Raw genomic sequence first — 26,134 nt, 5'->3', positions numbered from 1 at the left:
GACTCAATCCGCGGTCAGCGGCAGCCGCTCTTCGATAATGCCGCCGCCGAGGCAGACTTCACCGAGGTAGAAGACGGCGGACTGGCCCGGCGTCACCGCCGCAACCGGCGCGTCGAAACGCACCTCAATGCGATCTTCGCCGCGCGGCACGATCTCGCAGGGAATATCTGTCTGGCGATAGCGCGTTTTCACCGTACAGCGCAGCGGGGCGGTGACAGGCTGGCGATCGACCCAGTGCAGCTGCTGAGCGATCAGACCCACCGACATCAGGCGCGGATGGTCACCGCCTTGCGCCACGATCAGGCGATTACGCGCGACGTCTTTATCCACCACGTACCAGGGATCGTCATTGCTCTCTTTCAGACCGCCGATGCCCAGGCCCTTGCGCTGGCCCAGCGTATGGTACATCAGACCCTGATGCTCGCCGACCACCTGGCCATCCACGGTTTCAATCACGCCCGGCTGCGCGGGTAAATAGCGGCCAAGGAAGTCGCGGAATTTGCGTTCGCCGATAAAGCAGATGCCGGTGGAGTCCTTTTTCTTCGCGGTGATGAGATCGAGCTCTTCGGCGATGCGGCGCACCTCCGGCTTCTCCAGTTCGCCCACCGGGAACAGGCTCTGGGCGATCTGTTCATGGCTCAGCGTATAGAGGAAATAGCTCTGATCTTTGTTGCCGTCGAGGCCGCGCAGCAGCTGGCTTTTGCCGTCGACGTCCGCGCGGCGCACGTAGTGGCCGGTGGCGATGTAGTCCGCGCCGAGATCTTCTGCCGCAAACTCCAGGAAGGCTTTAAATTTGATCTCTTTGTTGCAGAGAATATCGGGATTGGGCGTGCGGCCCGCTTTGTACTCTTCGAGGAAGTGCTCGAAGACGTTGTCCCAGTACTCTGCCGCAAAGTTGATTTTATGCAGTTTGATGTCGAGTTTGTCGCAGACCGCCTGCGCATCCGCCAGATCGTCCGCGGCAGTACAATACTCCTCGCCGTCGTCTTCCTCCCAGTTCTTCATGAACAGGCCTTCTACCTGATAGCCCTGCTGCTGCAGTAACCAGGCGGATACGGAAGAATCGACGCCGCCGGACATACCGACGATCACTTTTTTCTGGCTGTTGTCAGACATGACGCACTCTTGATTACGATAAAAAAACAGGCGGCGTATTCTATCACGCGTCGGCGTGGCGCGCACCCTCGTGAAACGGCCACTGAAACGGCGCGATCAGATGCAGCGGATAACGCGCGCCCTGTTGCCACAGCCTGACGCTTTCGGCGACCAGCGGCGAACGCAGGTTATCTGCAGCGATAATCTGCTCCGCTGTGCGCCACCAGCAGCAGTCGATATCGCTGTCCTGCGGGGCGGTGGGCTGTTTTTCGGGCAGGTCGACGCCAAACAGGAAACGCACAAAGGGCGTCTTGTCCGGCGCGATCCACTGCTGGACGCCGAGGAAATAGTCGAGCGCGCAATCAATCCCGGTCTCTTCGCGCAGCTCGCGACGGGCCGCCTCCAGCAGCGTTTCGTCCGCTTCCAGATGACCGGCGGGCTGGTTCCAGGTGGCGCGACCTTTAACTCGCTCCTCTACTACTAACAGTTCGCCTTCGGCCTGCACGATACAGGCGACGGTGACATGAGGTTTAAACATCGATCCTCCGGGATTGTTAACCTGACGTTATGAAAAAAGAGCGAGCAGCCTTACGCCGATGTCTCTGCCTCGCGCCACTCGCCAGGCGCTAACGTATCGAGCCGATAGTCGCCCATTGCGTAGCGGATAAGGCGCAGCGTAGGGTAGCCGATATGCGCCGTCATGCGCCTTACCTGGCGGTTGCGGCCCTCATAGAGCGTCACCTTGAGCCAGCTGGTCGGAATCGCTTTTCGTTCGCGAATCGGCGGCTGGCGCGGCCATAGCCAGGCGGGCTCGTCGACCTTTTCTATGCCTGCGGGCAGCGTAGGGCCATCTTTCAGATTAACGCCACTGCGCAGCGCCGCGAGTTCCGCCTCCTGTGGCTCGCCCTCGACCTGAACATAATAGATTTTACCTGTGCGTTTGCCGGGCTGCGTCAGCGCCGCCTGTAGCGTGCCGTCGTTGGTCAGCACCATCAGGCCTTCGCTGTCGCGGTCGAGGCGACCGGCGGCATAGACATCGCTGACCGGGATAAAATCCTTCAGCGTCTGGCGGCCAGCCTCGTCGCTAAACTGTGGCAGAACATCGAATGGTTTGTTAAATAATATGACGCGCCGCGGTCCACGTGGGCGCGGCGGTTTGCGCTGAGCGCCGCGTGGCGCGCGGTCAGAGCGTTTATGCTGGTGAATTTGTTGAGAACTTTTTCGCATGAGCTTTGCAGTCAGTGACAATCGGCGCATTATAACGCGAAACGGTGAAGATTGGCGCGGCGTAAATATTCAAGTATCATGGCGTCACATCTTACAATTTATTAACAAAACGCCCAGGAGAGGTTAATGGAAAGCAAAGTAGTTGTTCCGGCGGAAGGTCAGAAAATCACCCTGGATCAGGGCAAGATCAATGTGCCGAATAACCCGATCATTCCTTACATTGAAGGTGATGGCATTGGCGTTGACGTTTCTCCGGTCATGCTGAAGGTCGTCGATGCTGCGGTGAAAAAAGCCTATAACGGCGAGCGCAAAATCTCCTGGATGGAGATCTATACCGGTGAGAAATCGGTAGAGCTTTACGGCCAGGATGTCTGGCTGCCGCAGGAAACCCTCGACCTGATCAAAGAGTATCGCGTCGCTATCAAAGGCCCACTGACCACGCCGGTTGGCGGCGGCATCCGTTCACTGAACGTTGCGCTGCGTCAGGAGCTTGACCTCTATGTTTGCCTGCGTCCGGTTCGCTACTACAAAGGCACCCCGAGCCCGGTCAAACGTCCTGAAGAGACCGACATGGTGATCTTCCGTGAAAACTCTGAAGATATCTACGCCGGTATTGAGTGGAAAGCGGGTTCTGCCGAAGCGGACAAAGTGATCAAGTTCCTGCGCGAAGAGATGGGCGTGAAGAAAATCCGCTTCCCGCAGGATTGCGGCATCGGCGTGAAGCCGTGTTCGGAAGAGGGCACCAAACGTCTGGTGCGCGCGGCGATTGAGTATGCGATCACCAATGACCGCGACTCTCTGACGCTGGTGCACAAAGGCAACATCATGAAATTCACCGAAGGCGCTTTCAAAGACTGGGGCTACCAGCTGGCGAAAGAAGAGTTCGGCGCAGAGCTGCTGGACGGCGGCCCGTGGATGAAGATCAAAAACCCGAACACCGGCAAAGATATCATCGTTAAAGATGTGATTGCCGATGCGTTCCTGCAGCAGATCCTGCTGCGTCCGGCGGAATACGACGTTATCGCCTGTATGAACCTGAACGGCGACTACATTTCCGACGCCCTGGCGGCGCAGGTTGGCGGCATCGGTATCGCACCGGGCGCGAACATCGGCGACGAATGCGCGCTGTTTGAAGCGACTCACGGTACCGCACCGAAATATGCTGGTCAGGATAAAGTGAACCCAGGTTCCGTTATTCTGTCAGCAGAAATGATGCTGCGTCATATGCAGTGGTTCGAAGCGGCTGACCTGATTGTTAAAGGCATGGAAGGCGCTATCGCCAACAAGACCGTGACCTATGACTTCGAGCGCCTGATGGATGGCGCTAAACTGCTGAAATGCTCAGAGTTTGGCGACGCTATCATCGAAAACATGTAAGTTAACGTAGTTAACTTTAAAGCCAGCATAGCCGTTACAGGCATGCTGGCTTTTTAATACGCCAGATCCTTTCCCAAAATCCTTTTCCAATACCCTGTAAATTTCATGCCTTAAGCGGCAATCGTTATCCTGACTTTTCCTCTGCTGATATTTATCCGTCGTGCGTTTTCAATACTTTTAAGCTGGCGATTTTTGAGGGCATTTCCCGCTGCAACCACAATCAGTTACGCAAGAAGGGCGGCGTCTGGTTATTTTTCTTATTAAGGAGAATTATCAATAAATATCCATAAAAAATATCATCAGGTGAAGAAGTTGAAATAATAAATCCCGTTAGTTCCTGTTTTTATAAAAACAGCCAATAAATCATAAATGCAAATAAGCCAGGCGATACAGCCTGGAACGCGGGTGTGTTTCAGTCTTGATAGTCTGCCAGTTGATTTTTCTTACTTCCATTTTCTCATTTTTTATCATGACTGCCTTTTTGGAAAACATATGTTTTGCTTTTTTACGCCTGATATAGATTATGTTGATAGCGGATATATCCATGCTTTCAAATTTAACACAGGGTTAACTTGCATATGAAAACAGGAATAATACTGTTGTTGCTGATGACATCACCGTACTTCGCTTTTGCTGCGCCTGATACCTGCAAAGATAAAATCGCAGTCTTTAATAAAAAAATCGAACAGGCTAAAAAGTTCAATAACAGGAAGGAAATGTCCCGATTGAACATTGCACGCAACAGGGTTAAAACGAATTGCAATAAGGAGCGGCAGGCGCAGCGGGCGAATCAAAACGTCACCAGGCAGCCGTTAAGAGCGAAAAAAGCGGAGCCTGAGTCACAGGAGGCGTTGAAAGAAGCCAAAGAAGAAGGGCATCTGGATAACCTGGCAGGAAAAAGGTAGGATTGGCTACAGTAATACATCTGCATTAACCGCCCGTAGATAGTGTGGTTCATTCAGGCTGATACGTCTGGCTGTCGTGCTGAATGAACCTCTCAAGGGCCTTAAGTATGCTGGATTTAATTTTTTCTTTTGCAGCGCACATACGCCTTGCCGGGAAATAGTCTCCTTGCCCAGATGATATTTAACCAAAGATGAAAGCAAGCTGGCTGGCAACGCTGTTTATGGCTTTAGCCTGGCTGGAACTCCCTGTGTATCAGGCTGAGAGGCTAAACAGAGGCCATTTACCGCTATTTTTGCAACGAGTATTCTCTTTTGGGAATGATTAACGGAGCTGCCGCTTCGCTAAAATTGACTAAGATCATAAAATAAAAGGTTAACTCAATTAAACTTAGCGGCTGAGGTTGTTAAGTTACCCGGCTCAAACAACCTCTTCAAAATGTAATCTTTTTATTTTGGCTTGTTAAATCTTACCCTGTTTATTCAGGGTATTTTTTTGCCGATTTTCAGCGCGCTGAAAATAGAACAGGGTGAAAGCCAGCAAAAAATATTAAAGCAGGAAGCAGCAGACTGTATCAGCTGCTTCTCTCTTGCTGCTACGCTGGGCCTGCCGGCGGGCGGCTGCTTCAGTGCGATTCTGGTTGTTTATCCGTCACTCAGGCTATTCGTTTTATCGCCAGACGCCGCTCTGTTTCTTACCGCCTGCGGTAAGCACCAGAGCTATTCCGGAGGCTTTACCGTTGATGGCTGATGTAAGAGGACGGCGGGAGGTGATTCCCTGACAGTCAACCCTTATTATTAACTGGTGCTGACCGCAATTTTCCCGAGTGTTATGTAGATAGCGTCTGATATAAACGCGCCGGCAAGCCTGATGCTTATCGCCATCTGGCTGGCATCGATCGCTGACGGCTGTACTGGCGGGATTATTTACCGCTGCCTGTTACACCGCAAAGGTTAATTATCGTTCTGCTGACAAGTCTGTTATACGTTTTGTCAGATAACAGGGTTTATACTGGCTGATTTAGCGCAGCCAGAGTGCAGCTGTTTTGCCGGGAAAAAGGAGGGATTAAGCGCCATTAAATAATAGAATAACTGGCGTGCAGAATATGAAAATCATATTCTTTCTCTATTTATCGGTGGGTCAACATAAAGAGTGCTACTCTTTAATTTCTGGGTACGTTGTCATGAACGCAGGAAAACCCGCTACGACGTTATTACAAGACGCCGTTCACTGTCAGGCATTCATGAGTGTCTTTAAAACAGCATTAGCTGAGCGAGCCACTTATGAAAGAAGGTTTCTACTGGGTTAAATCGGGTAGCGATCCGCTGCAAGTCTGGTACTACATATCTCAGTTTGGCTGGTACCGGCCGCAAACATCGATCCCCGTTACAACGACTTACTTCAGAATGATGGATTTTGAAATAATAGGCGACAGGTTATTGCCGCCATCTTCTTTTAACGCGCCAGATCATGAGGGGCCGTGATGACTTACAGCGCGACGCTGATAATAGCGAAACGGCAAAAGGCCGCTGCGCCCGGAATATCTCTTCAGCGCAGCGCAGCCGCTGGTGCGCTGAAAGCAGGATTACGGCTGGATATGCGGCAAGGTAAATAGCAGTTTCCCTTAAAGGATCCGTTTTATTTGATTTAAAGCAAATTTGCGCGATGAATGAAAATCTGAACGCCAGATGACTTTTTTGAACACTTATGTTTTATCCACTTGCATTATAATATCCAGGCCCAATCGCTTTCCGGGCGCGTGCATTAATTTTTATCAGGTGAATAAAGTGAATTATAAGCAATTTCAAAGCAAAATTGAGTCCTGGGAGAAAATCTCTTTTACCGCCGTTATATACAGCAAATATGGCGCGGATTTTGAAGTGTATGCCATCGATGAACACAGCAATACAAAAAGCAGAATTTTCCTTTGCTATGCCGAAAATGAAGCCGAAGCGCAAAAACTGGTCGAGCAGTATTCTCACTGGCTGGTCAAGCTGAATAGCCTTACGCGAAAACGTCTCAGCAGCGAACAGGCGATGAGGGAGACGTTACTGCAACAGGAGTAGCGCGGCGGTAAATTTGTCGCGGTGCGTTAAAAGGGCGCTGATACCGTGGCCGTGAGCCAGCAACAGGTTACCCGTGCTGGCAGGCGAGGCGGTAAAGCGCTCTTATAAAACAAATTTATTTTTAACTTGCTTATGCCTGGCGGACATGCGTTAATAGTTCGTCGGTCTGATTAGCAGACAGCTTCAAGGTTAGTTCATATTGTATTTCTCATCTCAGTTAGTGCCGCTTCAAGCCTTTCTTTTTGAGTCTACCTCAGGTTCTGATTTATTTCTGCAATTCAGCCTCTTTTGCCGTAAGGCTAACTAAAAGGTCATATACTATGTCGAATAAAATTTTCGGAACCGTTAAGTGGTTTAACTCAGAAAAAGGTTTTGGTTTTATCTCTCCGGAGAATGGCAGCAAGGACGTTTTCGTCCATTTTTCTGCTATCCAGGGCACTGATTACCGCTCGCTTGACGAAGGTCAGCGCGTTGAATTTTCTGTTGAGCAGGGTCCGAAGGGTCCGTCAGCAGTGAACGTTGTAGGGCTTTAATATTAGCCTTTCAGCCATACGCTTCCGATGCCCGTGCTGCCAGAGCTCACAATATCGTGTCTCTGCGTTTGATCAGTGCAAAAGTAATCCCCATGGCGCGAAATGCATTTTTTGCAAAACCGCTATGATTCTTGCAGGCGTGTTTGAACGTTAATATTCTTCCCTTATCGTGTAGAGAGGGGCGGAAAGCCGCGCATCAGCTTATTAAGGCATCCTTCGGGATGCCTTTTTTATTGCCGTCAGAACAGCAAATGATATGTACTCTGTATCGCACCTCAGGATAAAAAAAGCCCCCAGAAGGGGGGCAAGGGGTTGGAGTAACAGCCGCTCAGTAAGAGTTGTGGATTTCATTACCGAGCCGCTTAAATATAGCTAACAGTACGGTTCATTGTCCTGTTAATGGCCATTCTGCTAAATGTAGGTCTCTAACCATTAGCCTTGTGATTAAAAGGAGTGGTTGAATTGCATCGTTTTTTTCGGCCTGAAAACGATTACTAAGAATGCTCTGTAAATAAAAACGGACAGGCGCTATAACCAGATTCGTCTGGTCTGGCCATTATTTCTGTTGGTAATTATTTTTAGTGGGGGAGCAGGCGCAACGCATTCTGTCGGGACGCTGTTCAGGGAAGTAAAGAGAGAGAGGTTTAACAGAAAGAAATAAAAAATGCCCCCGCAAAGCAGGGGAGAGTCATATGAGATATGAAGCGGACTCGTAGAGCAATATCTCTGGTGGAGGCTTGGGCTCAGAATTCATATTAAGCATAACATAGTTAATTACTGCCGCCACTCATTCCAGAATAAATAATTCCCCGCTTCCCTAATTGTTAGATTTCTATCTTTTTAGCGATTTATTAATTTTTCTCTATTAAAATTACTCACTTAAAAATAATTTTCACCAGAAAAGAGAATTATGCCCGGTTAATACAGGTAAAAAAAGAGATCTCTTAGCCAGGGGCAAAAAAAAGCCCGAATCAGCATTGACTGGGCGATTAAAAATTAACAATCAGGGATTGAAGGCGATGCGGCCAATGAGGGAAACGCAGCATCGCGTCGTCACTGGCAGGTAAAGCTAATGACAATCTGAAAAGTAGTCGAGAAGGGCGAAAAAACAAGGCGAAAAGGAAATTATTTTTAAGGCGAGTGGGTGCTCATATAATCGCCATATCAGTTTGAATTAAGACGAGATTTTGTGCAGAACGCGGCCAGATGCCGCAACCTTACAAAAAATAATTCCTTCGGCGTCAGTGGGTTCATCATTTTTGCTACCGCCGCGCCTTGATTAAATCATGAGTTTGATATTACTGTATTTATATACAGTATCGAGCAGAAGGAGTCTTTCTCATGAAGTTATATCGCCCCGCGGAAGTCCGCGACCTGTTGTCGTTGCCGCTTTACATTGAGCGTGTGCCCTGCGGTTTTCCGTCGCCGGCGCAGGATTACATCGAAAAACGGATCGATTTGAATGATTTAATGGTGCAGCATCCCAGCGCAACTTACTTTCTCCGCGTCAGCGGCGATTCTATGATCGAAGCAGGCATCGGCGAAGGGGATATGATTGTCGTTGACTCTTCCCTGACGGCAAAACATGGCGATATTATCGTGGCCGCCATTGATGGCGAATTTACTATTAAGCAGCTTCGGATCCATCCTTCCATTTCCCTGATGCCCGCCAACAGCAAACACAGCCCCATACCCATTAATACACCGGAAGGACTACAGGTGTTTGGCGTAGTGACCTACGTTATTAAATCGACACACTGATATGTTCGCGCTGGTGGACGTGAACAGCTTTTATGCCAGCTGTGAAACCGTCTTTCGCCCCGACCTGAAAGGGGTGCCCGTAGTGGTGTTATCCAACAACGACGGCTGCGTCATTGCCCGCAACAGCGAGGCTAAAGCGCTCGGCATTAGCATGGGCGTGCCCTTTTTTCAGCTGAAAGAGACGCTGCGCCGGCACAGGGTGCAGGTATTCAGCTCCAACTATGCGCTTTATGCCGATATGAGCTATCGGGTGATGACGACGCTGGAGGAGATGGCGCCAGCGATAGAGAGATACAGCATCGATGAAGCTTTCCTCGACCTGAGCGGCATCAGTTTCTGCCAGCCGCTTGAGGCGTTTGGACAAGCCGTTCAGGCGCGGGTGCAAAAAGAGATCCATCTTAACGTGGGCGTAGGGATTGCGCCCACCAAAACCCTGGCGAAGCTGGCCAACTACGCCGCTAAAAAATATCCCGCGACAAAGGGGGTTGTCGATCTTTCGCACGCGGAGCGGCAGCGCAGACTGATGGCGATTGTGCCGGTGGAAGAGGTATGGGGCGTGGGCGCACGCATCGCCAGGAAGCTACAGCAGCTGGGGATCGAAAACGCGTTGCAGCTGGCTGAAAGCTCGACGTGGGTAATACGCAAACATTTCAATGTGGTGCTGGAGCGTACGGTACGCGAGCTGCGCGGCGAGTCCTGCCTTGATATGGAAGATATTACGCCGACAAAACAGCAAATTGTTTGCTCGCGCTCGTTTGGTTCGCGCCTTACCGATTACGGCGAAGTGCGCCAGGCGGTTTGTCAGTATGCCGAAAGAGCAGCAGAAAAGCTGCGTCTGGAGGGGCAGTACTGCCGTCAGGTTTCGGTGTTTTTGAAGACCAGTCCGCACGCTAAAAACGAGGCCTGTTACGGTAACCAGGCGACGGCACAGCTGCTGACGCCGTCGAACGATACGCGCGATATCGTACGGCTTGCGACAGAAGCGCTGGATCGCATCTGGCTGGACGGCTACCGCTATATGAAAGCGGGAGTTATGCTGGGTGATTTTTTTAGTCAGGGCGTGGCGCAGCTTCAGCTGTTTGATCCTTATGGACCGCGAGCCAACAGCGAGGCGCTAATGAAGGTGATGGATCGTATTAATCAGGAGGGCAGGGGAACGCTCTGGTTTGCCGGACAGGGTATTGAAAAAAGCTGGGCGATGAAGCGAGAGATGCTGTCGCCAGCCTATACTACCCGCTTTTCGGATCTGCCGATCGTCAGGTGAGCGATCGGCCTGAGAGTTCAGTGTTTTTTCGCGTTTGCCGGGGCGCGCTCGCCATAGCTGCGCGGCGGCGGGTCGGTTACGGCGCGCGCCGAGGAAAACTCCTGACGTATTTCCGCCAGCGCCAGCGTCAGAGCCTCTTTCCGATCGCTGTCTGTTTCCGTCATCGCCATGACTTTCAGACGGTTCGCCAGCGATGCGCCAGAGATCGATGCATTCTGCTCAAGCAGCGCAGCGACGGCTTCGCCAATCACATAATCTGTCAGTTTTTCAATTTTACTTCTGTACATACCCGCATCTCTTATTACAGTATTTGCCCGTTAACGGGACAGAGTGACTGGAAGCAAGCCGTCTGCGCTGGGGCGCCTGCGGCGTGTGTCCATCATTAAGGCTCTGCCTGACACGTTCCACTGTGAATCATGCTGCGGGCAGGTGCTGAACGCAATGGTCAACCTGCAAATTAAAACTAACGCTTGAATAACAAGCTGATTAGCTTTTGATAATGCCGCTCTTCCTCCGGGCTGGTCGCCAGCTCCAGTCGGGCAAGCAGTTTTGTGCAGAGCGTTTTCCTGTTGAGCTGTTTACCTGCGCGCAGGATTTCCACCACAATCCGACCTAAGGTCTCCTGCTCACACGGCAGTACGGCCTTATTGAAATAGTGGGCGATATCACTGGCTGTAGTTGGCCTGTCTCCGGTCTGACGCATAACAACCCTTAAATATCCGTATGATTAAAACATAATCAGTTAAGCCAGGCCTAAAGTTATACAATTTGGGTAAACTTGTACAGGATTACCTGTTCAGGCCCGCGTTTATTTTTTGTACTTTCATACTAAATGAATATTAACAACGGGTTAGGACGAAGCCGGCGATAAAGGGGCGCTTCAGTTTAATTTGCTGGCCAGCAAGCGGATAGCGCGCTCGCAGGCTTCCTCTGTTGCCGGGTCTTCTGCGCTTGCGCCAGTACGATAGAGCGCGCCAATTATTTCCTGTAAAGGAAGCGCTTCGCCTGGCTGCAGGAGCTGCGCCACGACGCGGCCGAGTAAAGCGTAGACTTCTTCGTTATCAGCGATTTCATTGTGGTTCACTCTGCCTCCTGAAAGGCGATAACAAATGGGGTGCGGGGAATTTTTGAATACATTATCTCTTTTACTGTTTAACCAGAAAGAGCACAGCGAAGTTGACCCATGAAAAAAGCACGCTGTGCAGAGTATATTTAGGAAATGCTTATTTCCTAATAGGGCAAAAGAATTAATCCAGAATGCCAAGCAGCATATTAATCGTTTCTGCCCCATTAGTCACATCCTGAACTTTACCCACAACGCGCATGCCGAACGCCACGCACAGCAGCAGGCCCGCTGCCGTTTCCACATCCAGCGCGGCGGAGACAGAGCCATCCTCCTGTCCCTCTCGAATAAGCGACATCAGGAAATTACGGTTGCGCAGCACCGCCTGGCGCACCAGGTTGGAAAGCTCGTCATCAAGGCTCTGTAGCTCGACGGTGCTGCCAACCACCAGGCAGCCGCGCCGTCCTTCAACTTCACGCGCCGAGTCGAGATAAAACTGCAGCAGCTCCGCGATGCGCGCTCTGCCGGTGGGAAGCGGCTGAAGGCGTGCGCGCAGATCGGCGCTGCGAACGCTGATGTAGCGTTCAAATACGCGCAGAAACAGGGTGCGCTTGTCTTTAAACGCTTTGTAGATACTGCCTGCTGTCAGATTCATGGCTTCGCTGAGATCGGCCACCGACGAGGCGTGGAACCCTTTTTGCCGGAAGACGAGCATGGCGTTATCAAGGGCGGTGTCCATATCGAAAGCCCTGGGTCTGCCGCGCTCCCTGGCGGGCGGGGTGGGTGTGCGGGATGTCGTCATCGATAAGCTTAAAGGAGTATTTGTTTGCAAATTACCATAATGGCAAGCAACAGGAAAAATAAAAAGCGCCGCTGCAAAAGAGGTCGGTAAAACAAAAGGTCAGCCGGAAAGAAAATAAGCAGGCTAAGTAATCATTTTTATTAACCCTATTAAGAGAGCGGCGTCTCGCCTTGCAGGTTCTCGGAAATTTCAGATACGCAGCGCGAATTTTTACGCTGGCCTGTGCGTTGCCTTAACCTGTGGGCGTCAACATAAAAAAGGATGACTTATGAAATCTCTGTCACTGTTTGGTGCCGCAGCCCTTGCGGCTTACGCTTTCTCCACTACGGCGGCTGAACCAGCCACGATGAAAAATCCCATCAGCGTTCACGTGCTGAATTTACAAACCGGCGTCCCTACCGCTGGCGTGTCGGTTGAGCTGGATCAAAACCTCAACGGCAAGTGGATAACGCTTGCCACCGGCGTCACCGATGCCAGTGGCCGGATTAGCGCGCTTTATCCTGCGGGCAAGCAGGCGGAACAGGGCACCTATAAAGTCGTGTTTAAAACCGGCGACTACTACGCCAGCGTAAAGCAAAAGACTTTTTTCCCGGAGATCCCGGTAGTCTTTACCCTCGACAACACCAGCCAGCACTACCATATACCGCTGCTGCTCAGCCCTTACGGCTACTCAACCTATCGCGGCAACTAAGCGGCAGAGCGTAACAACCGGGCCTGAAGCGGGAAGCCACTTCAGGCCATTTTTTTATAACAGGTGCGAGGCGATCGACAGCAACCTGAATGGCAGGCATAAAGCGGCGAAATTAAGCAAAAACTAATCTTTATTACGTAAGCTGCACTCACTGATAACGCCAGCCGTAACGGTCAGGATGGTGCCCAGGGGAAAAGGAACGCCCAGTGCCGTAGCGCATTTTTAAGGCAAACCGGACGTTGATTGTTTTGACGGGAGCCTCTCTTTTGCTGCGATTGCTTTTTTTATTAATGGGCGGACCGATGCTGCGCGCCAGCTGGTCAGGGTTACTGGTGGCTGGCATGCTCTGCCTCGGCGCCAGCGCAGGTATCGTGCTGGAGAGCCTTTATCACGGCACGCTGTCGGCCCCGCTCTGTCTGCTGGGCGTGTTTTTAACCGCAGAAGGCCTGATTCAGGCCTGGCGCGCGCGGACAGGTTTCGACAGCGGCTGGGCTGCAAAGAGCAAAGCGCTGACGCTGCTGCTGCTGGGCACCGCTCTGCTGGCCGCGCCGCATGAAAAGGGCAGCTGCGTCGCCTGGCTGTTTGCGCTGGCTTTTTTCCTGGATGGCGGCTTTCGCATTATCTCCTGCACGCTGATGCGCTGCCGCCGCTGGCACAGCAAGCTGGCGACTGGCGGCGGCGAGTGGCTGTTCAGCCTGATGATCGTGACGGACTGGCCGCTTCCGCATCGCGTGCTGATCCCGATGGGCTTTGCCCTTGTGCTGCTGGGCTGGGCGCTCTCCTTGTTGCAGATGGTGTGGCAAATCCGCGCCCTGCCGCCAGAAACCAGCGTCGCGGCACTGCCGCTGTTTACCCGGAAAGGGGTGCGTAAACCACACGGGTTTGATTATCGCCACGTATCCTGCCATGACGCGCCTGCCAGCGAGCCGCTGACTATCTATATCTGGACGCCACTGGGATCGGGCAGCGTTGCGGGACGCCGCCCGTGGTTTGACCGCTGGGTTGCCGCCATCGATCATCGCGGTAAAGTCTCCACCGGCCATACTTCGCTGGCGATGGGCGACAAACTCTACGTCAGCTTTTATCCGGTTGAGGATATGACCGGCAGTCTGGGCGGCGTATGGCAGATGCTGCACGCGCGTGAAGAGAATGACGTGGCGGGCTTTCACCAGCCCTCGCTTGAGCGGGAAATAAAGGAGTGGTGCCTTCCCGATAAACGCCTTTCGCTACTGCATTACAACCAGCAGGCGCTGCTAAACTACTGGGCGAGTCACGGCCAGGATTGTCGCTACAACCTGACGTCGCGCAACTGTTCAACCAGCGTCATGCAGGCGCTGGACGTCGCGACCGAAGGTATGCTGGGACTGAGAGGCTTACGCGGTTATGCCGTACTGCTCGATCCCGATTTCTGGCTGCTGAGCCTGATACGCAGCCGGGCAGAAGGCATGACGTGGACGCCGGGCCTGGTAATGGATTACGTTCAGGTGCTGCGCCGCGTGCTGGCGCCTCAGCCGGCCGGCGATAGCACCAGATATTTCTCCCTTGGGCAAAAACAGAGAAATAATAACGCATGCCAGACAGAGCGCGGATAATAAGCTACTGGCATGGTAGTAAGGTTAATAAAGTTAAAGGCGAAAGAAGAAATAAAAAAGCGTCCAGTAACGGACGCTTTTAAATAAGAAGTCGGGAAAGGTTTTCCCGGCGTTCTCTTATATTAACTGGCACTTTTATCTGCCGCAGAGCGACGGCTGAGTTTGCCGCCGACTCGACCTGCCTCGACTGCGCGTTCACGATTATATTTAAAGTTGCCGCTACTCATCTGGCCGCCTTTTTTCCCTGCTTCACGCGCTCTCTCAGGGTTTTCAGCAAAATTGCCTGCTCCACCACGTCGCTGAGTCATATCAATTCCTCTCTGTTAAAAATAATAAATAAAAAGAGTTTCAATGCGTTTTAACTATGGAAGAGAACGCCAGTTTTGCAATGTACTATCTGAGATGAATATTTGGCTTTTTCTGTGCCGTAAATAACGCTGTGTCAGCAAGCGAAGCCTAATTACTTACTGGCTAAAGGAAATTTAATTAAATTTGTACATGTTTTGTAATAGCTGTACAATTTAGCGTATAGTGCTAATTTGTGACGTGCATCACATTTATCTTTGCGGTTTTTTAGGATGGAATGGCTTAAAAGCGCAGCGCCCCGATCTGAGGCGCTGCGTGCGATTAGAGAGAATCAGGGACGACGGAACAGGGCGATACTGCGGCCCTCCAGCTCGAAATCCTTCTCTTTGGTAATCACCAGGCCGTGATTATCGTTGTCGGAGGTGGTCAGCTCCAGCACCCAGCCGCCTTCGCCAAACTGCGGAATGCGGAATGGCACTGTGCCTTCAAACGGGTTAATCAGCATCAGCACATCGTGCCAGATGCCTTCTTCGGCCTGCAGATCCGGTCGGCCGATATAGACACCCAGCGTTGAGCCTTCCTCCCACTGCTCTTCCTGCTGAAAGCCGCCGCCTGCGTTAAACCATTTGATCTCCATGCCGTCGCGCCAGTTTTCGCGGCGCAGCAGCGGCTGCTCGGCGCGCAGGCGGATAACGTGACGCGTAAATTCGCGCAGCGCCTCCGCACTGGCCGGCAGATTATCCCAGTGTACCCAGGAGATCTCGCTGTCCTGACAGTAGCCATTGTTATTGCCCAGCTGGCTGCGGCCGAACTCGTCGCCTGCCAGCAGCATCGGCGTACCGTGAGAGAAGAAGAGCGTGGCGAGGAAGTTGCGCTTCTGACGCTCGCGCACCGCATTAATGCCTTCATCCTCGGTCGGGCCTTCCGCGCCGTAGTTATAGGAGCGGTTATCGTTATGGCCGTCGTTGTTGTCCTCGCCGTTCTCCTCGTTGTGCTTCTCGTTGTAGGAAACCAGGTCGTTCAGCGTAAAGCCATCATGGGCGGTGATAAAATTGACGCTTGCCCAGGGACGACGGCCGCGCTGGTCGTAGAGATCGCCGGAACCGAGCAGGCGAGCGGCAAAATCGGTAGAGACGTTATCGCCTTTCCAGTATTCGCGCACCGTATCGCGGTATTTATCGTTCCACTCCGCCCAGCCCGGCGGGAAGCCGCCAACCTGATAGCCGCCAGGGCCGATATCCCAGGGTTCGCCAATCAGCTTCAGCTTCGACAGCACCGGGTCCTGCATTATGGCGTCGAAGAAGCCGCCGCGCTGGTCAAAGCCTTCCGGCTCGCGGCCCAGAATAGTGCCCAGATCAAAGCGGAAACCGTCGATATGCATCGATTCCGCCCAGTAGCGCAGCGAATCCATTACCATCTGCAGCACGCGCGGATGCGAGGTATTCACCGTATTGCCGGTGCCGGTATCGTTAATGTAGTAGCGGTGCTGGTCGGGCAGGGTGCGGTAGTAAGAGAAGTTATCAATGCCCTTAAACGAGAGCGTCGGGCCAAGCTCGTTGCCTTCCGCCGTGTGGTTGTACACCACGTCGAGGATCACCTCGATACCGGCATCGTGGAAGGCGCGCACCATATCACGGAAGCCCTGAATGCCGCGCGGCCCGTAGTAGCGCGGTACGGGTGCGAAAAAGCCGATAGAGTTGTAGCCCCAGAAGTTTTTCAGCCCTTTATCCAGCAGGTGCTGATCGTCCGGGAACCAGTGCACCGGCAGCAGTTCGACTGAGGTGATGCCCAGGCTTTTGATATAGTCAACCGTGGCTTTATGCCCCATCCCTTCGTAGGTGCCGCGCAGCGCTTCCGGCAGCGCCGAGTTAAGCTGGGTAAAGCCTTTAACGTGCGTCTCATAAATCACCGCGTTCGGCCAGGCGATATTCGGACGGTTGCTGTCCTGCCAGTCGAACTCGTTGGGGTCGATCACCCGACACTTCGGCATAAAGGGCGCGCTGTCGCGCGTGTCGAACGTCAGGTCTTTATCCTCATGCAGCAGATCGTAGGCGAAGTGCGCCTCATTCCACTCGATATTGCCCGCCAGTTCGCGCGCGTAAGGATCGATCAGCAGTTTGTTGGGGTTAAAGCGGTGCCCGTTCTCCGGATCGTAAGGGCCGTAGACGCGATAGCCGTAAAGCGCGCCGGGCTTCAGGCCGGGCACGTAGCCATGCCACACCTCATGGGTAAATTCCGGCAGTTCAAGGCGGGCGATCTCATGCTCTCCGCTCTCATCAAACAGACAAAGCTCGACGCGCTCGGCGTGAGCGGAAAAGATGGCAAAATTAACGCCTTCGCCGTCGTAGTTGGCACCTAACTGCTGGCCTGAACCCGACGTAATAGCAAAATGTGTACCCTCAGACATTTAACTCTCTCCATTCAGTAAGACGCTATCCACAAAAAGCGCGATAAATGACATATTTCTCTCCCGCCTGTCAGACGCTGATCAGCACCAGCGGCGCGCCGCTGTTGAGCGCGACCAGGCTTAGCCGATCGGTCAGGTCACACACTTCTCCGGTAAAAATATTGCGGTAACGACGCTGCGCCAGCGGCTCCTTCAGGGTAATGAAGGTCGCCTCGCTGTAGCGCGGGCGAGTAAAAGCGAGGCGCGGCACCACCACAATCAGCGCGTTCTGCGCATCCGCGCGGGCGAAGGCGACCGCATGCGAGGCTTCAGTGCCGTTGACCACCAGCGGCAGATAGTCGCCATGGCGGAACAGCGCGTGCTGCTGCTGGCGCAGCGGCAGCAGCGTGGCGATTACCTGCTGCTTGAGCTGGCCGCTTTGCCAGCCTTCCGGCGCGGAGAAATCGCCGCTTTCCCCCAGCATCTGCTGCAGCGCGTCGAAATCTGGCTCAAGACGGTTGTCGGGATCGACCAGGCTGAAGTTCAGCGCTTCGCTGCCCTGGTAGATATCGGGCACGCCAGGCGCGGTAAGCTTAATCACCGTCTGGCTGAGCGAATTGATAAGGCCCGCGGCGATAAAAGGCACCAGCGTCTGACTGAAGTCCGCTAAAAAGAGGGTGTTAGCAGGTGAAAGCAGACGGCGCGCGTAGTCGAGCACCGCCGTTTCATAGGCCTCATTGCCGTCGGCCCAGTTTGTGCGCAGCTTCGCTTCGCGCAGCGCTTTTTCGACAAAGCCGATAAAGCGCGGTTCGATAGCCGCAAGCTGAGCGGCATCGGGCGTGCCGGATGCGGGCCAGACGCCCGCCAGCGCCTGATACAGCATCCACTCTACTGCCGGTTCCGGCGCAGGGCCGTCGTCAAGCGCGACCACCGCGTCACGGTTCATCTGCTGCCAGCGGGCGACATGCTCCGCCCAGCGCTGCGGCGCCTCTGACAGGGTGTAAAGGCGCGCGCGTGCATCTTCGCCGCGCTTGGTGTCGTGCGTCGAGGTGCCGGTCAGGCCGTCCGGCTGACGTTCGCGGCGGATCTGCATCTCGTCGTGAAAGCGCGCCAGCGAAAAGGGGCGCGGCAGCGGCTCTGCGCCGACCTCATTCAGCGCCAGCGCCATATGCTGGCGGAAAAAGAGCGTATCCTCGACCGATTTCGCCATCAGCGGGCCGGTCAGCTGCTGGAAGCGGGTGCGGAAGGTGGCGGCGTCGTGGGCGAGGGAGGCGTCAAGTTCGCCATTCATAATGCGCAGCAGAAAGTCGAGCGCCGCGGGCTGGAGGCGGGGCGCTTCGCGGCGCACCGTTTCTGCCACGCGCTGCAGCAGCGCCGCGCCTTCCGGCGGCATACCTGCCGGCGTGCCGTAGCTGCGATAGACCGGAAAGGCGACCAGCAGTTCGCGCAGCGCGGCGCGCAGATCGCTCTCCGCCAGCGTCGCCTCTGACGCGCTGGCCATCGCGCCAGCCAGCTTCAGCAGGGTGGTGAATTCGCCTGCGAAATTCTTGTCTGCCATCAGCAGCTTGGCGGCGCGCAGTTCGGCGCGCATATCCACCGGCTGGCCGACCGTCTGGTCGTAGGCCTGGCGCAGCGCGGCAATCCGACGGCCATCTACCAGCGCATCGGAGAGCGAAGCGATAAATTCATAGCCGGTGGTGCCGGAAACCGGCCAGTCGGCCGGAAGCTGCTCGCCTTCGCCGAGAATTTTCTCCACCGTGATGTAGCACTCCGGCCCGGCATGCTGGCGCAGCTGCTCCAGATAACCTTTTGGATCGGCCAGGCCGTCGACGTGATCCACGCGCAGCCCGCTGACCGCGCCCGAATGCACCAGCTCCAGGATCAGCCTGTGACTGTCGTTAAAGACGACCGGATCTTCGACCCGCACGCCTGCCAGGCCGGTAATTTCAAAAAAGCGGCGATAGGAGAGGTCGCTCGGCGCGTCGCGCCACGACATCAGCCGGTAGGGCTGGCGGTCGTGCAGCGCCGCAATTTGCGCCTTATCGGTCAGCGCCAGCACTTCAGCCTCCTGTCCCTGCCAGCTCTCTGGCGACAGCGGATAAAAGCTTTCGTAATAGGCGATCGCTGGTTTGCCGCTGGTTGGATCGGCCTTTATCGCGATTTCGCCCTTTTCCAGCGCCGCCTCAAAGGTATCGCCGAGGAAGGGCAGCGTCAGGCGGCGCGTCCAGTCGATATCGAAGTAGCGCGCGTAGCGGCTCTGCTCGCCGTGTTCTATCACGTCGCGCCACCAGGCGTTCTCCAGCGAGGCGGCCATATGGTTCGGCACGATATCGATAATCAGCTCCAGTCCCGCCTGCTTCAGCGTCCCGACCAGCCGGTCGAAACCGGCGCGGCCGCCAATAGCCGGATCGATCTCGTTGGCGTCAGTTACGTCGTAGCCGTGAGTAGAGCCGCTGGTGGCGGTAAAGATCGGCGAAGCGTAGAGATGGGTGATGCCGAGCCGTTTAATATAGGGCACCAGCGCCGCCGCGCGGTCGAAGGTCATGCCGTTGCGAAACTGAATACGGTAGGTTGAGGCTGGAATACTCATTTGGCGTCTCCTTTAGCCAGGCGCACAACGATCGCGTTTTGCGGCAGATCGCGGCTGTTCTCCGGCCAGGCGAAAATCGTCTCTCCCGGCTGTTCAGGCAGCGGCTGCGGCGTCTCGCTGATATTCAGCGCCAGCGACAGCGTGCCGGCGGGGAAGCGCCAGCTGACCTGGATAAAGCCCTCCGCGGTGCGCTCCACGCGGCCAGTATGACCGCCCGCTGAGGCGAGCAGCGGCACGATATGCTGCTGACGCAGCGCCAGCAGACGACGCGACAGCGCCACCCAGGCTTTACCCTCTTCGCTCTGCGGCTTGCCCCAGTCGAGCTTCGAACGGGTAAAGGTCTCTTCAGCGTTGGGATCCGGCACGCTTTCGCCTTCATGCCCGGCGTGACCGGCAAACTCTTTCGCGCGCCCTTCACGCACCGCTTTAGCCAGATCGCCGTGGAAATCGGTAAAGAAGAGGAAAGGGTGAGTTTCGCCATACTCTTCGCCCATAAACAGCAGCGGAATATGCGGCGAGAGCAGCAGCGTGGCGAGCAGCACCTTATTGCGCTCCGCGCCGATAAGGGTGATCAGCCTTTCGCCCAGCGCGCGGTTGCCCACCTGATCGTGGTTCTGGATAAAATCGACAAAAGCTGCAGGCGGCTGGCCGCGGCTGTCAACGCCGCGCGCCTCGCCGCTGTGGGGCGAGACTTCGCCCTGATAGGCAAAGCCTTCCGCCAGCACGCGGGCGACATATTTTTCCGGGTGCGGCGTGAAATCCTGGTAATAGGCGTGGGTTTCGCCGGTGGCGAAGACGTGAACGGCGTTGTGGAAATCATCGTTCCACTCGCCGCTGAAAAGCGGCGTGTTGCCCTGCGCGTCGCGCGGATGCAGGAAAATCACGTTGCGGCTGTCTTCCGTCGTGAGATGGATCGGCCGGTCGGGGATCTCCGCGCGGATGCGTTCGGCGATCTCGATCAGCGCATGTTTCTCCGACGTGTCTTCGATCTGATCGATAGCGTCGAAGCGCAGCCCGTCGAGGCGATACTCCTGCAGCCAGTAGAGCGGGGCTTCGACGATATAGCGGCGCGCGGCGTCGACATCATAGGCGATGCCTGCGCCCCAGGGCGTGGCGCGCTCCTTATGGAAAAAGTCCGGCGCCAGCAGCGGCAGGTAGTTGCCCTCCGGGCCAAAGTGGTTCAGCACGATATCCAGCACCACCGAGAGCCCATGGCCGTGTGCGGCGTCGATAAAGGCTTTGAAGTCATCAGGCGTGCCGTAGGCGGCGTGCGGCGCATAGAGCAGCACGCCGTCGTAGCCCCAGCCGCGGTTGCCGCCGAACTGCGAGACCGGCAGAACCTCAAGCATAGTAATACCAAGCTCCGCCAGGTAAGGCAGCTTTTCAATCGCCGCCTGGAAAGTGCCTTCCGGGGTAAAGGTGCCGATATGCAGTTCATAGACCACGCTCTCTTCCCAGGCGCGGCCTTTCCAGTCCTGCTGCTGCCAGGCATAGTGCGCGGGATCGACCACCAGCGAGGGGCCGTTAACCTCATCTTTTTGCGCGCGCGAGGCGGGGTCCGGTACGACTGTGCCGTCAGCCAGCACAAAATTATATTCGCTGCCGGGGGCGACACCGGTTGACAGCAGTTCGAACCAGCCATCCTCAGCGGGACTCATCTGCGTATCCTGACCGGCAAGCCGCAGGCTGACGCTCTGCTGGCCAGGCGCCCAGAGACGAAAGCGAACGGTATCGTTGGCGACATATTCAGCGCCCCAGCTTTTGGTAAATGATGCTGACTCCATTCAATAACCTCGTCTGAATCAAATGTGATCGTTAAACCACACCGCGCGGCTCAGGGCTGGCGATGCAGATTGCAAAGGTAAGACGGAAACGTATATGAAACGCCGCTGGCGGAGAGGGCTTATCTGCCGCGCCGCGATGCGGGGATGCCGCAACCGGCTCTCTACTACGCCATACGAAAATCAATCATAGTCCACGCTGGAAGAGTTGCCGGAGCGGCGTACGCGGCGCGGTGACAGGTCTGACGCTGAATGGCGGGAAAATCAGGTGATGACCATCACAAATCAGAATGTGCATCTATACTTGTTACTCTTGCCTGGGTTGGTGAAATTATGAGCTAATTCAGGGTGTTGATACTTATGGGGTGAGTGTGGAGCAGAATAAAACTGAATCAAACGACAGTGGAGCGCCTTCGGCTGATACCGTTCGCCAGCGGCTCTTTTTCGTTGTGCTGGTAGCGACCATGGGCGCGCTCGCCTTTGGCTATGACACCGGCATTATTTCCGGTGCGCTGCCTTATATGACGCTGCCCCCTGCGCAGGGCGGACTGGACTTAACCCCCTTCACCGAGGGGCTGGTGACCTCGTCGCTGATCTTCGGCGCCGCGGTCGGCGCCTTCCTCAGCGGCTATGTCTCGGATCGCTTCGGCCGCCGCATAACCCTGCGTAGCCTGGCGCTGCTCTTCGTCGCTGGCGCTATCGGCACCGCCGTCGCGCCTGACGTCGAGGTGATGGTCGCCATGCGTCTGCTGCTGGGTATCGCGGTGGGCGGCGGCTCGTCTACCGTACCGGTCTTTATTGCTGAAATCGCCGGGCCGCGCCATCGCGCGCCGCTGGTGAGCCGCAACGAGCTGATGATCGTTTCTGGTCAGCTGCTCGCCTACGTGGTCAGCGCCCTGATGAGCTACCTGCTGCACGACCCGAAAATGTGGCGCTATATGCTGGCGCTGGCGATGATCCCCGGCGCGCTGCTGTTTATCGGCACGTTCTTCGTACCGGCGTCGCCCCACTGGCTGGTGGCGGAGGGACGTATTAAAGAGGCGATGCGCGTGATGAAGAAGCTGCGCGAGACGCCGCGCGAGGTGCGCAAAGAGATGGCGGCGATGCGCAAGCAGGCGCGGGAAGCGGAGCGCGGCCCGTCGGCCGGGGCGCTGCTGCGTGAGAAATGGGTGGTCCGGCTGCTGCTGCTGGGAGCTGGCATGGGTATCGTTATCCAGTTCACCGGCGTTAACGCCTTTATGTATTACACACCGATTATTCTGAAAACCACCGGTATGGGCACCAGCGCCTCTATTGCCGCTACTATCGGCAATGGCGTGGTCTCTGTGCTGGCGGTGATGGCGGGTATTCGTGCGGTAGGGCGCTTTGGCCGCCGTCCGATGCTGATTACCGGGCTTTGCGTGGTTATTGTCGCGCAGCTGGCGCTGGGGTCGGTGCTGGTCTTTATGCCGCAGAATATGACGCAGAGCCTGCTGGCGCTCGGCTGCATTATGCTGTTCCTCTTCTTTATGCAGATGTGCATTTCGCCGGTCTACTGGCTACTGATGTCGGAGCTGTTCCCGATGAAGGTGCGCGGCGTGCTGACCGGTGCCGCCGTCTCTTTCCAGTGGATTTGCAACGCGGCAGTCGCTTTCGCCTTTCCGCCGCTGCTGGCGCTGGCAGGCAACAACACCTTCTTTATCTTTGCGGTGATTAACGTAGCATCGCTGGTGTTTGTCGCTTTCATGCTACCGGAAACGCGCGGCAAATCGCTGGAGCAGATCGAAACGCTGATGCGCGAGCGCTTCGGCGAAGCGGATAAAGTGGCTGCGAGCGACGCGGCCTGAGTCCAGGCTGCGGATTATCACGCTGATAATCCGCAGCTATTGCACCAAATACTATAACCGTCTGGTGGTCAGCGTGGTGTCCGGGAATAATCGCAGCATGACTACTTATCGAATCAAAGTGGGATTTCATAATCCCTCCGCGCTGACCTTCCGGGAGCTGGATATGATTCTGGCTGAAGCGTCATTCCGCGCCGCGCAGTCACAGCGTGCTGGCGTACGTTATTTCACTGAATATGAATATGAGTCGGAAGGGGATCTCTGTTCTGTGTGTGCGCTGGCCTATAGCCACGCCTGTAAAGTGAAGAAGTGTCCGCTGGTGCTGGTGGAGATGCAAAAGGCCGAGGCGGGCGTCTGAGCCGCGCCTCAGCAGGTTACAGCAGTTCGTCGGCCTGGATCGGCTGCGGATGCCAGCGGTTAACCGCCTCTTTGACTTCATCTTCGCTGGGGTGGCCTTCCGTCGCCACGTTATAGCGCTTGCCGTCCACCGCAATCACCGTGACGGGCAGCACATATTGCTGTAGCTCCTCACGCTCCGGCGAGGTGCTGCTCTCCGTCTCTTCCGGCGCCTTAATCTCTACCTCTACTTCAACCTGGCCGGCTTCAAAGCTTTTCACTTCGCCGTGATAGCCCGCGCCGAAAATCAGATAATCCTGGTTCATAGTCTCTCCTGTGCGTAAGCGGCATCGCACAGCGCGATGCCGTCTGTGGCGCGTTATGCCTGTTTCGGCTGCCCGTTAGAGGCGGTGATGCCGCCGTCCACCGGCAGATTGACGCCCGTGATATAGCGCGCCTCGTCGCTGGCGATAAACAGCACCGCGCTGGCGATATCTTCCGGCTCGCCAGCGCGACGCAGCGCGATGCGGTCGTAAAAGCGCTCCAGCAGCGCCTCATCATTTTTCATATCTTCAGTGAGATCGGTAAAGGTGAAGCCGGGGCAGATGGCGTTGACGCGCACGCCGTCGGCGCCGTAATCCATCGCCAGCGAGCGGGTAAAGTTCGTCACCGCGCCTTTAGCCGCATTATAGACGCTCATCCCCCAGTCGCCGCCGAGGCCGGAAACCGACGAGATATTTACTACGTTGCCCTTAGTTTTAAGCAGGTCGGGCATAAAGTGGTGGATGCAGTAGTAAACGCCGTCCAGATCGACCTTCATCAGCTTATGCCAGTCGTCTGGCTGCACCTCATGAATGCGCCCCTGCACCACGCTGCCTGCGTTGTTGACCAGCACGTCGACGCGCCCGTACTTCTCTGCCACGCGATCGCGCAACGCCTTAACCTGATCAACCTCGGCGACGTCACACGGCGCTACCAGATGATCGCCCGCCGTCAGCATCGCCAGCGTCTTCTCCAGCTTTTCCCGGGTTCTGCCGACCAGCACCACAGCGGCGCCTTCACTGGAAAACTGTTTCGCCGTAGCCTGACCAATACCCGATCCTGCTCCGGTGACAACGACGACTTTTCCTGTAAATCTCGACATGTTCTCTCCTTACGGTGGGGTGATTAACATTACCTTTAAGCCTGGCAGCCAGACGGGATCGTTCAAGCCAGACGGCAATATCCCTGCAATAAGTCTGTACTTTATCAATGACAGCTGGCCTACACTGTCAGGCGATAACCGAGGAGATACCATGCCATCACAGACGCTTTCCGCTGACTGCTGCATCGTTGGCGGCGGCCCGGCGGGCCTGATGACCGGATACCTGCTGGCGCGCGCGGGCCTGCAGGTGGTCGTGCTGGAAAAACACGCCGATTTCCTGCGCGACTTTCGCGGCGACACCATTCACCCCTCCACGCTGGAGGTGATGCACCACCTTGGCCTGCTAGATAAGCTGCTGGCGCTGCCGCATCAGCGCGCCGAAAAGCTGCAGGCGGAGATGGGCGGCGAAGAGGTGACGATGGCGGACTTTTCGCGTCTGCCGTTGCGCTGCCGCTTTATCGCCTTTATGCCGCAGTGGGATTTCCTTAACTTCCTTGCCAGCGAAAGCGCGGCTTTCCCCGGCTTCAGGCTGTTATCCTCGACGGCGCTCAGCGATCTGATTGTAGAGCAGGGCCGGGTGTGCGGCGTGACGGCGTTGCACGACGGGCAGCCGCTTACCATTCGCGCGCAGCTGGTGATTGGCGCGGACGGGCGGCATTCGGCGGTCAGAGAGAAAGCGGGGCTGGCGAGCCGGTCATTCGGCACGCCGCGCGACGTTATCTGGTTCCGGCTGGATAAGCAGCCGGAGGATCCGACGCTGGGCACCGGCCATGCCGGGCCACGCAATAACTTTATCGTTATCGATCGCGGCGATTACTGGCAGTGCGGCTTTACCATCCAGAAAGGGGAGTTTGAGGCGCTGCAGCGCGACGGGCTGGCGGCGCTGAAGCAGCGCATCGCCGCAGTGGCGCCCTTCAGCGCCGCGCGTCTGGAGACGATTGACGACTGGTCGCAGATTCGGCTGCTGTCGATTCGCATTGACCGGCTGGACAGGTGGATGAAGCCTGGCCTGCTCTGCATTGGCGATGCGGCGCACGCTATGTCGCCCATCGGCGGGGTAGGCGTTAATCTGGCGATCCAGGATGCGGTAGCGGCCGCCAACTATCTTACGCAGCCGCTACAGCGCGGTAAGGTAAGGCTGCGCGATCTGGCGCGGGTGCAAAAGCGACGCCAGTTTCCGACCGTCGCCACCCAGTTTCTGCAAATCAAAATGAGCCGTAACCGGCCGAACGCGGGCGCTAAAAACCCGATGCCGGGTGTCCTGCGGAAATGGCCGTTCCTGCGCTTTGTCTTTGGTCGTCTGCTGGGCATGGGGTTCCGCATGGAAAAACCGCGCCGCTTTATCGCGCGTTGAGGCCGAACGCGCGACGAAACCCTATACTTGACCCCATTGA

At 55.6% G+C, this 26,134-nt stretch carries 26 protein-coding genes; 13 read left to right on the top strand and 13 right to left on the bottom strand.

What is annotated here, in order from left to right; all coding sequences use genetic code 11:
* Positions 1–3: 3 nt before the first annotated feature.
* The 3 genes from mnmA to rluE are packed head-to-tail and all read right to left on the bottom strand — an operon-like array spanning position 4 to position 2,352.
* Positions 4–1,116, bottom strand: a complete 1,113-nt coding sequence (gene mnmA, locus MHZ89_RS02335; RefSeq protein ID WP_311781700.1) for a tRNA 2-thiouridine(34) synthase MnmA — start codon at positions 1,114–1,116, stop codon at positions 4–6.
* A gap of 43 nt (positions 1,117–1,159) precedes the next feature.
* Complete coding sequence (locus tag MHZ89_RS02330; RefSeq protein ID WP_311781699.1) at positions 1,160–1,633, bottom strand: NUDIX hydrolase; 474 nt, start codon at positions 1,631–1,633, stop codon at positions 1,160–1,162.
* A gap of 50 nt (positions 1,634–1,683) precedes the next feature.
* Positions 1,684–2,352, bottom strand: a complete 669-nt coding sequence (gene rluE, locus MHZ89_RS02325; RefSeq protein ID WP_311781698.1) for a 23S rRNA pseudouridine(2457) synthase RluE — start codon at positions 2,350–2,352, stop codon at positions 1,684–1,686.
* A 96-nt stretch (positions 2,353–2,448) separates the two neighbouring features.
* On the opposite strand from rluE, the gene icd reads away from it, so the two are divergent.
* From icd to umuC, 8 genes are all read left to right on the top strand, one after another.
* On the top strand, positions 2,449–3,699 hold the full coding sequence (gene icd, locus MHZ89_RS02320) for an NADP-dependent isocitrate dehydrogenase (RefSeq protein WP_311781697.1): 1,251 nt from the start codon (positions 2,449–2,451) through the stop codon (positions 3,697–3,699).
* A gap of 578 nt (positions 3,700–4,277) precedes the next feature.
* Positions 4,278–4,604 (top strand): DUF1090 family protein, encoded by a 327-nt coding sequence (locus tag MHZ89_RS02315; protein ID WP_311781696.1) that lies wholly within the window; start codon positions 4,278–4,280, stop codon positions 4,602–4,604.
* Between the two features lie 493 nt (positions 4,605–5,097).
* A complete protein-coding gene (locus MHZ89_RS02310) occupies positions 5,098–5,352 on the top strand; it encodes a hypothetical protein (protein WP_311781695.1) in 255 nt (84 codons plus the stop codon).
* 1,037 nt (positions 5,353–6,389) lie between these two features.
* The gene (locus tag MHZ89_RS02305; protein WP_311781694.1) at positions 6,390–6,668 is read left to right on the top strand and encodes a hypothetical protein; all 279 of its coding nucleotides are present in this window, start codon (positions 6,390–6,392) and stop codon (positions 6,666–6,668) included.
* A gap of 320 nt (positions 6,669–6,988) precedes the next feature.
* Positions 6,989–7,201, top strand: coding sequence for a cold-shock protein (locus tag MHZ89_RS02300; protein WP_120452131.1), 213 nt, complete (start codon positions 6,989–6,991; stop codon positions 7,199–7,201).
* Position 7,202: 1 nt separating this feature from the next.
* Positions 7,203–7,355, top strand: coding sequence for a hypothetical protein (locus MHZ89_RS02295; RefSeq protein ID WP_409373223.1), 153 nt, complete (start codon positions 7,203–7,205; stop codon positions 7,353–7,355).
* Between the two features lie 1,187 nt (positions 7,356–8,542).
* Positions 8,543–8,962 (top strand): translesion error-prone DNA polymerase V autoproteolytic subunit, encoded by a 420-nt coding sequence (gene umuD, locus MHZ89_RS02290; RefSeq protein WP_311781693.1) that lies wholly within the window; start codon positions 8,543–8,545, stop codon positions 8,960–8,962.
* Position 8,963: 1 nt separating this feature from the next.
* Positions 8,964–10,226, top strand: a complete 1,263-nt coding sequence (gene umuC / locus MHZ89_RS02285; protein ID WP_311781692.1) for a translesion error-prone DNA polymerase V subunit UmuC — start codon at positions 8,964–8,966, stop codon at positions 10,224–10,226.
* 17 nt (positions 10,227–10,243) lie between these two features.
* Here umuC and MHZ89_RS02280 read toward each other — a convergent pair whose 3' ends face one another.
* The 4 genes from MHZ89_RS02280 to MHZ89_RS02265 form a co-directional block, all read right to left on the bottom strand.
* Positions 10,244–10,513, bottom strand: a complete 270-nt coding sequence (locus MHZ89_RS02280; protein ID WP_311781691.1) for a hypothetical protein — start codon at positions 10,511–10,513, stop codon at positions 10,244–10,246.
* 176 nt (positions 10,514–10,689) lie between these two features.
* Positions 10,690–10,929: a regulatory protein YcgZ gene (gene ycgZ / locus MHZ89_RS02275; RefSeq protein WP_311781690.1), complete on the bottom strand. Its 240-nt coding sequence runs from the start codon at positions 10,927–10,929 to the stop codon at positions 10,690–10,692.
* 177 nt (positions 10,930–11,106) lie between these two features.
* A complete protein-coding gene (locus tag MHZ89_RS02270) occupies positions 11,107–11,310 on the bottom strand; it encodes a hypothetical protein (RefSeq protein ID WP_311781689.1) in 204 nt (67 codons plus the stop codon).
* A gap of 163 nt (positions 11,311–11,473) precedes the next feature.
* Positions 11,474–12,028: a TetR/AcrR family transcriptional regulator gene (locus MHZ89_RS02265; protein ID WP_409373193.1), complete on the bottom strand. Its 555-nt coding sequence runs from the start codon at positions 12,026–12,028 to the stop codon at positions 11,474–11,476.
* Positions 12,029–12,359: 331 nt separating this feature from the next.
* On the opposite strand from MHZ89_RS02265, the gene uraH reads away from it, so the two are divergent.
* Both uraH and MHZ89_RS02255 read left to right on the top strand, forming a co-directional pair.
* On the top strand, positions 12,360–12,782 hold the full coding sequence (gene uraH / locus MHZ89_RS02260; protein ID WP_409373192.1) for a hydroxyisourate hydrolase: 423 nt from the start codon (positions 12,360–12,362) through the stop codon (positions 12,780–12,782).
* A 266-nt stretch (positions 12,783–13,048) separates the two neighbouring features.
* Positions 13,049–14,374, top strand: a complete 1,326-nt coding sequence (locus MHZ89_RS02255; protein ID WP_311781687.1) for a hypothetical protein — start codon at positions 13,049–13,051, stop codon at positions 14,372–14,374.
* Positions 14,375–14,496: 122 nt separating this feature from the next.
* Here the strand turns inward: MHZ89_RS02255 and MHZ89_RS02250 are convergent, their stop codons facing one another.
* From MHZ89_RS02250 to treZ, 4 genes are all read right to left on the bottom strand, one after another.
* Positions 14,497–14,682: a general stress protein gene (locus MHZ89_RS02250; RefSeq protein WP_311781686.1), complete on the bottom strand. Its 186-nt coding sequence runs from the start codon at positions 14,680–14,682 to the stop codon at positions 14,497–14,499.
* Positions 14,683–15,011: 329 nt separating this feature from the next.
* Positions 15,012–17,087: a glycogen debranching protein GlgX gene (gene glgX, locus MHZ89_RS02245; RefSeq protein ID WP_311781685.1), complete on the bottom strand. Its 2,076-nt coding sequence runs from the start codon at positions 17,085–17,087 to the stop codon at positions 15,012–15,014.
* Positions 17,088–17,157: 70 nt separating this feature from the next.
* Complete coding sequence (gene treY / locus MHZ89_RS02240) at positions 17,158–19,656, bottom strand: malto-oligosyltrehalose synthase (protein WP_311781684.1); 2,499 nt, start codon at positions 19,654–19,656, stop codon at positions 17,158–17,160.
* Positions 19,653–21,440 (bottom strand): malto-oligosyltrehalose trehalohydrolase, encoded by a 1,788-nt coding sequence (gene treZ / locus MHZ89_RS02235; protein WP_311781683.1) that lies wholly within the window; start codon positions 21,438–21,440, stop codon positions 19,653–19,655. Before treZ ends, treY begins: the two co-directional genes overlap by 4 nt.
* 368 nt (positions 21,441–21,808) lie before the next feature.
* On the opposite strand from treZ, the gene MHZ89_RS02230 reads away from it, so the two are divergent.
* On the top strand, positions 21,809–23,263 hold the full coding sequence (locus MHZ89_RS02230; protein ID WP_311781682.1) for a sugar porter family MFS transporter: 1,455 nt from the start codon (positions 21,809–21,811) through the stop codon (positions 23,261–23,263).
* 97 nt (positions 23,264–23,360) lie between these two features.
* Positions 23,361–23,618, top strand: coding sequence for a hypothetical protein (locus tag MHZ89_RS02225; RefSeq protein ID WP_120452157.1), 258 nt, complete (start codon positions 23,361–23,363; stop codon positions 23,616–23,618).
* 16 nt (positions 23,619–23,634) lie between these two features.
* On the opposite strand, the gene MHZ89_RS02220 is transcribed toward MHZ89_RS02225, so the two are convergent.
* Entirely contained in the window at positions 23,635–23,922 is a 288-nt protein-coding gene (locus tag MHZ89_RS02220) for a hypothetical protein (protein ID WP_271152062.1), read from the bottom strand.
* A 53-nt stretch (positions 23,923–23,975) separates the two neighbouring features.
* The gene (locus MHZ89_RS02215) at positions 23,976–24,740 is read right to left on the bottom strand and encodes an SDR family oxidoreductase (RefSeq protein WP_311781681.1); all 765 of its coding nucleotides are present in this window, start codon (positions 24,738–24,740) and stop codon (positions 23,976–23,978) included.
* A 151-nt stretch (positions 24,741–24,891) separates the two neighbouring features.
* On the opposite strand from MHZ89_RS02215, the gene MHZ89_RS02210 reads away from it, so the two are divergent.
* Positions 24,892–26,094, top strand: a complete 1,203-nt coding sequence (locus MHZ89_RS02210; RefSeq protein WP_311781680.1) for an FAD-dependent oxidoreductase — start codon at positions 24,892–24,894, stop codon at positions 26,092–26,094.
* Positions 26,095–26,134: the final 40 nt, after the last annotated feature.

The organism is Pantoea sp. ACRSB (assembly GCF_022346905.1).
Classification (GTDB): domain Bacteria; phylum Pseudomonadota; class Gammaproteobacteria; order Enterobacterales; family Enterobacteriaceae; genus Pantoea; species Pantoea piersonii.
Note: the sequence above shows the minus strand (reverse complement) of the source record. Positions and strands in the feature narration are given on the sequence as shown.

Excerpts from the sequence above, each read along its gene's own strand:
- umuD (WP_311781693.1), top strand. The coding sequence starts at position 8,543 with ATGAAGTTATATCGCCCCGCGGAAGTCCGCGACCTGTTGTCGTTGCCG.
- MHZ89_RS02315 (WP_311781696.1), top strand. The coding sequence starts at position 4,278 with ATGAAAACAGGAATAATACTGTTGTTGCTGATGACATCACCGTACTTC.
- mnmA (WP_311781700.1), bottom strand. The coding sequence starts at position 1,116 with ATGTCTGACAACAGCCAGAAAAAAGTGATCGTCGGTATGTCCGGCGGC.
- MHZ89_RS02220 (WP_271152062.1), bottom strand. The coding sequence starts at position 23,922 with ATGAACCAGGATTATCTGATTTTCGGCGCGGGCTATCACGGCGAAGTG.
- umuC (WP_311781692.1), top strand. The coding sequence starts at position 8,964 with ATGTTCGCGCTGGTGGACGTGAACAGCTTTTATGCCAGCTGTGAAACC.
- MHZ89_RS02300 (WP_120452131.1), top strand. The coding sequence starts at position 6,989 with ATGTCGAATAAAATTTTCGGAACCGTTAAGTGGTTTAACTCAGAAAAA.
- treZ (WP_311781683.1), bottom strand. The coding sequence starts at position 21,440 with ATGGAGTCAGCATCATTTACCAAAAGCTGGGGCGCTGAATATGTCGCC.
- ycgZ (WP_311781690.1), bottom strand. The coding sequence starts at position 10,929 with ATGCGTCAGACCGGAGACAGGCCAACTACAGCCAGTGATATCGCCCAC.
- MHZ89_RS02250 (WP_311781686.1), bottom strand. The coding sequence starts at position 14,682 with ATGACTCAGCGACGTGGTGGAGCAGGCAATTTTGCTGAAAACCCTGAG.
- icd (WP_311781697.1), top strand. The coding sequence starts at position 2,449 with ATGGAAAGCAAAGTAGTTGTTCCGGCGGAAGGTCAGAAAATCACCCTG.
- glgX (WP_311781685.1), bottom strand. The coding sequence starts at position 17,087 with ATGTCTGAGGGTACACATTTTGCTATTACGTCGGGTTCAGGCCAGCAG.
- MHZ89_RS02265 (WP_409373193.1), bottom strand. The coding sequence starts at position 12,028 with ATGGACACCGCCCTTGATAACGCCATGCTCGTCTTCCGGCAAAAAGGG.
- treY (WP_311781684.1), bottom strand. The coding sequence starts at position 19,656 with ATGAGTATTCCAGCCTCAACCTACCGTATTCAGTTTCGCAACGGCATG.
- MHZ89_RS02215 (WP_311781681.1), bottom strand. The coding sequence starts at position 24,740 with ATGTCGAGATTTACAGGAAAAGTCGTCGTTGTCACCGGAGCAGGATCG.
- MHZ89_RS02210 (WP_311781680.1), top strand. The coding sequence starts at position 24,892 with ATGCCATCACAGACGCTTTCCGCTGACTGCTGCATCGTTGGCGGCGGC.
- MHZ89_RS02225 (WP_120452157.1), top strand. The coding sequence starts at position 23,361 with ATGACTACTTATCGAATCAAAGTGGGATTTCATAATCCCTCCGCGCTG.
- uraH (WP_409373192.1), top strand. The coding sequence starts at position 12,360 with ATGAAATCTCTGTCACTGTTTGGTGCCGCAGCCCTTGCGGCTTACGCT.
- MHZ89_RS02280 (WP_311781691.1), bottom strand. The coding sequence starts at position 10,513 with ATGTACAGAAGTAAAATTGAAAAACTGACAGATTATGTGATTGGCGAA.
- rluE (WP_311781698.1), bottom strand. The coding sequence starts at position 2,352 with ATGCGCCGATTGTCACTGACTGCAAAGCTCATGCGAAAAAGTTCTCAA.
- MHZ89_RS02330 (WP_311781699.1), bottom strand. The coding sequence starts at position 1,633 with ATGTTTAAACCTCATGTCACCGTCGCCTGTATCGTGCAGGCCGAAGGC.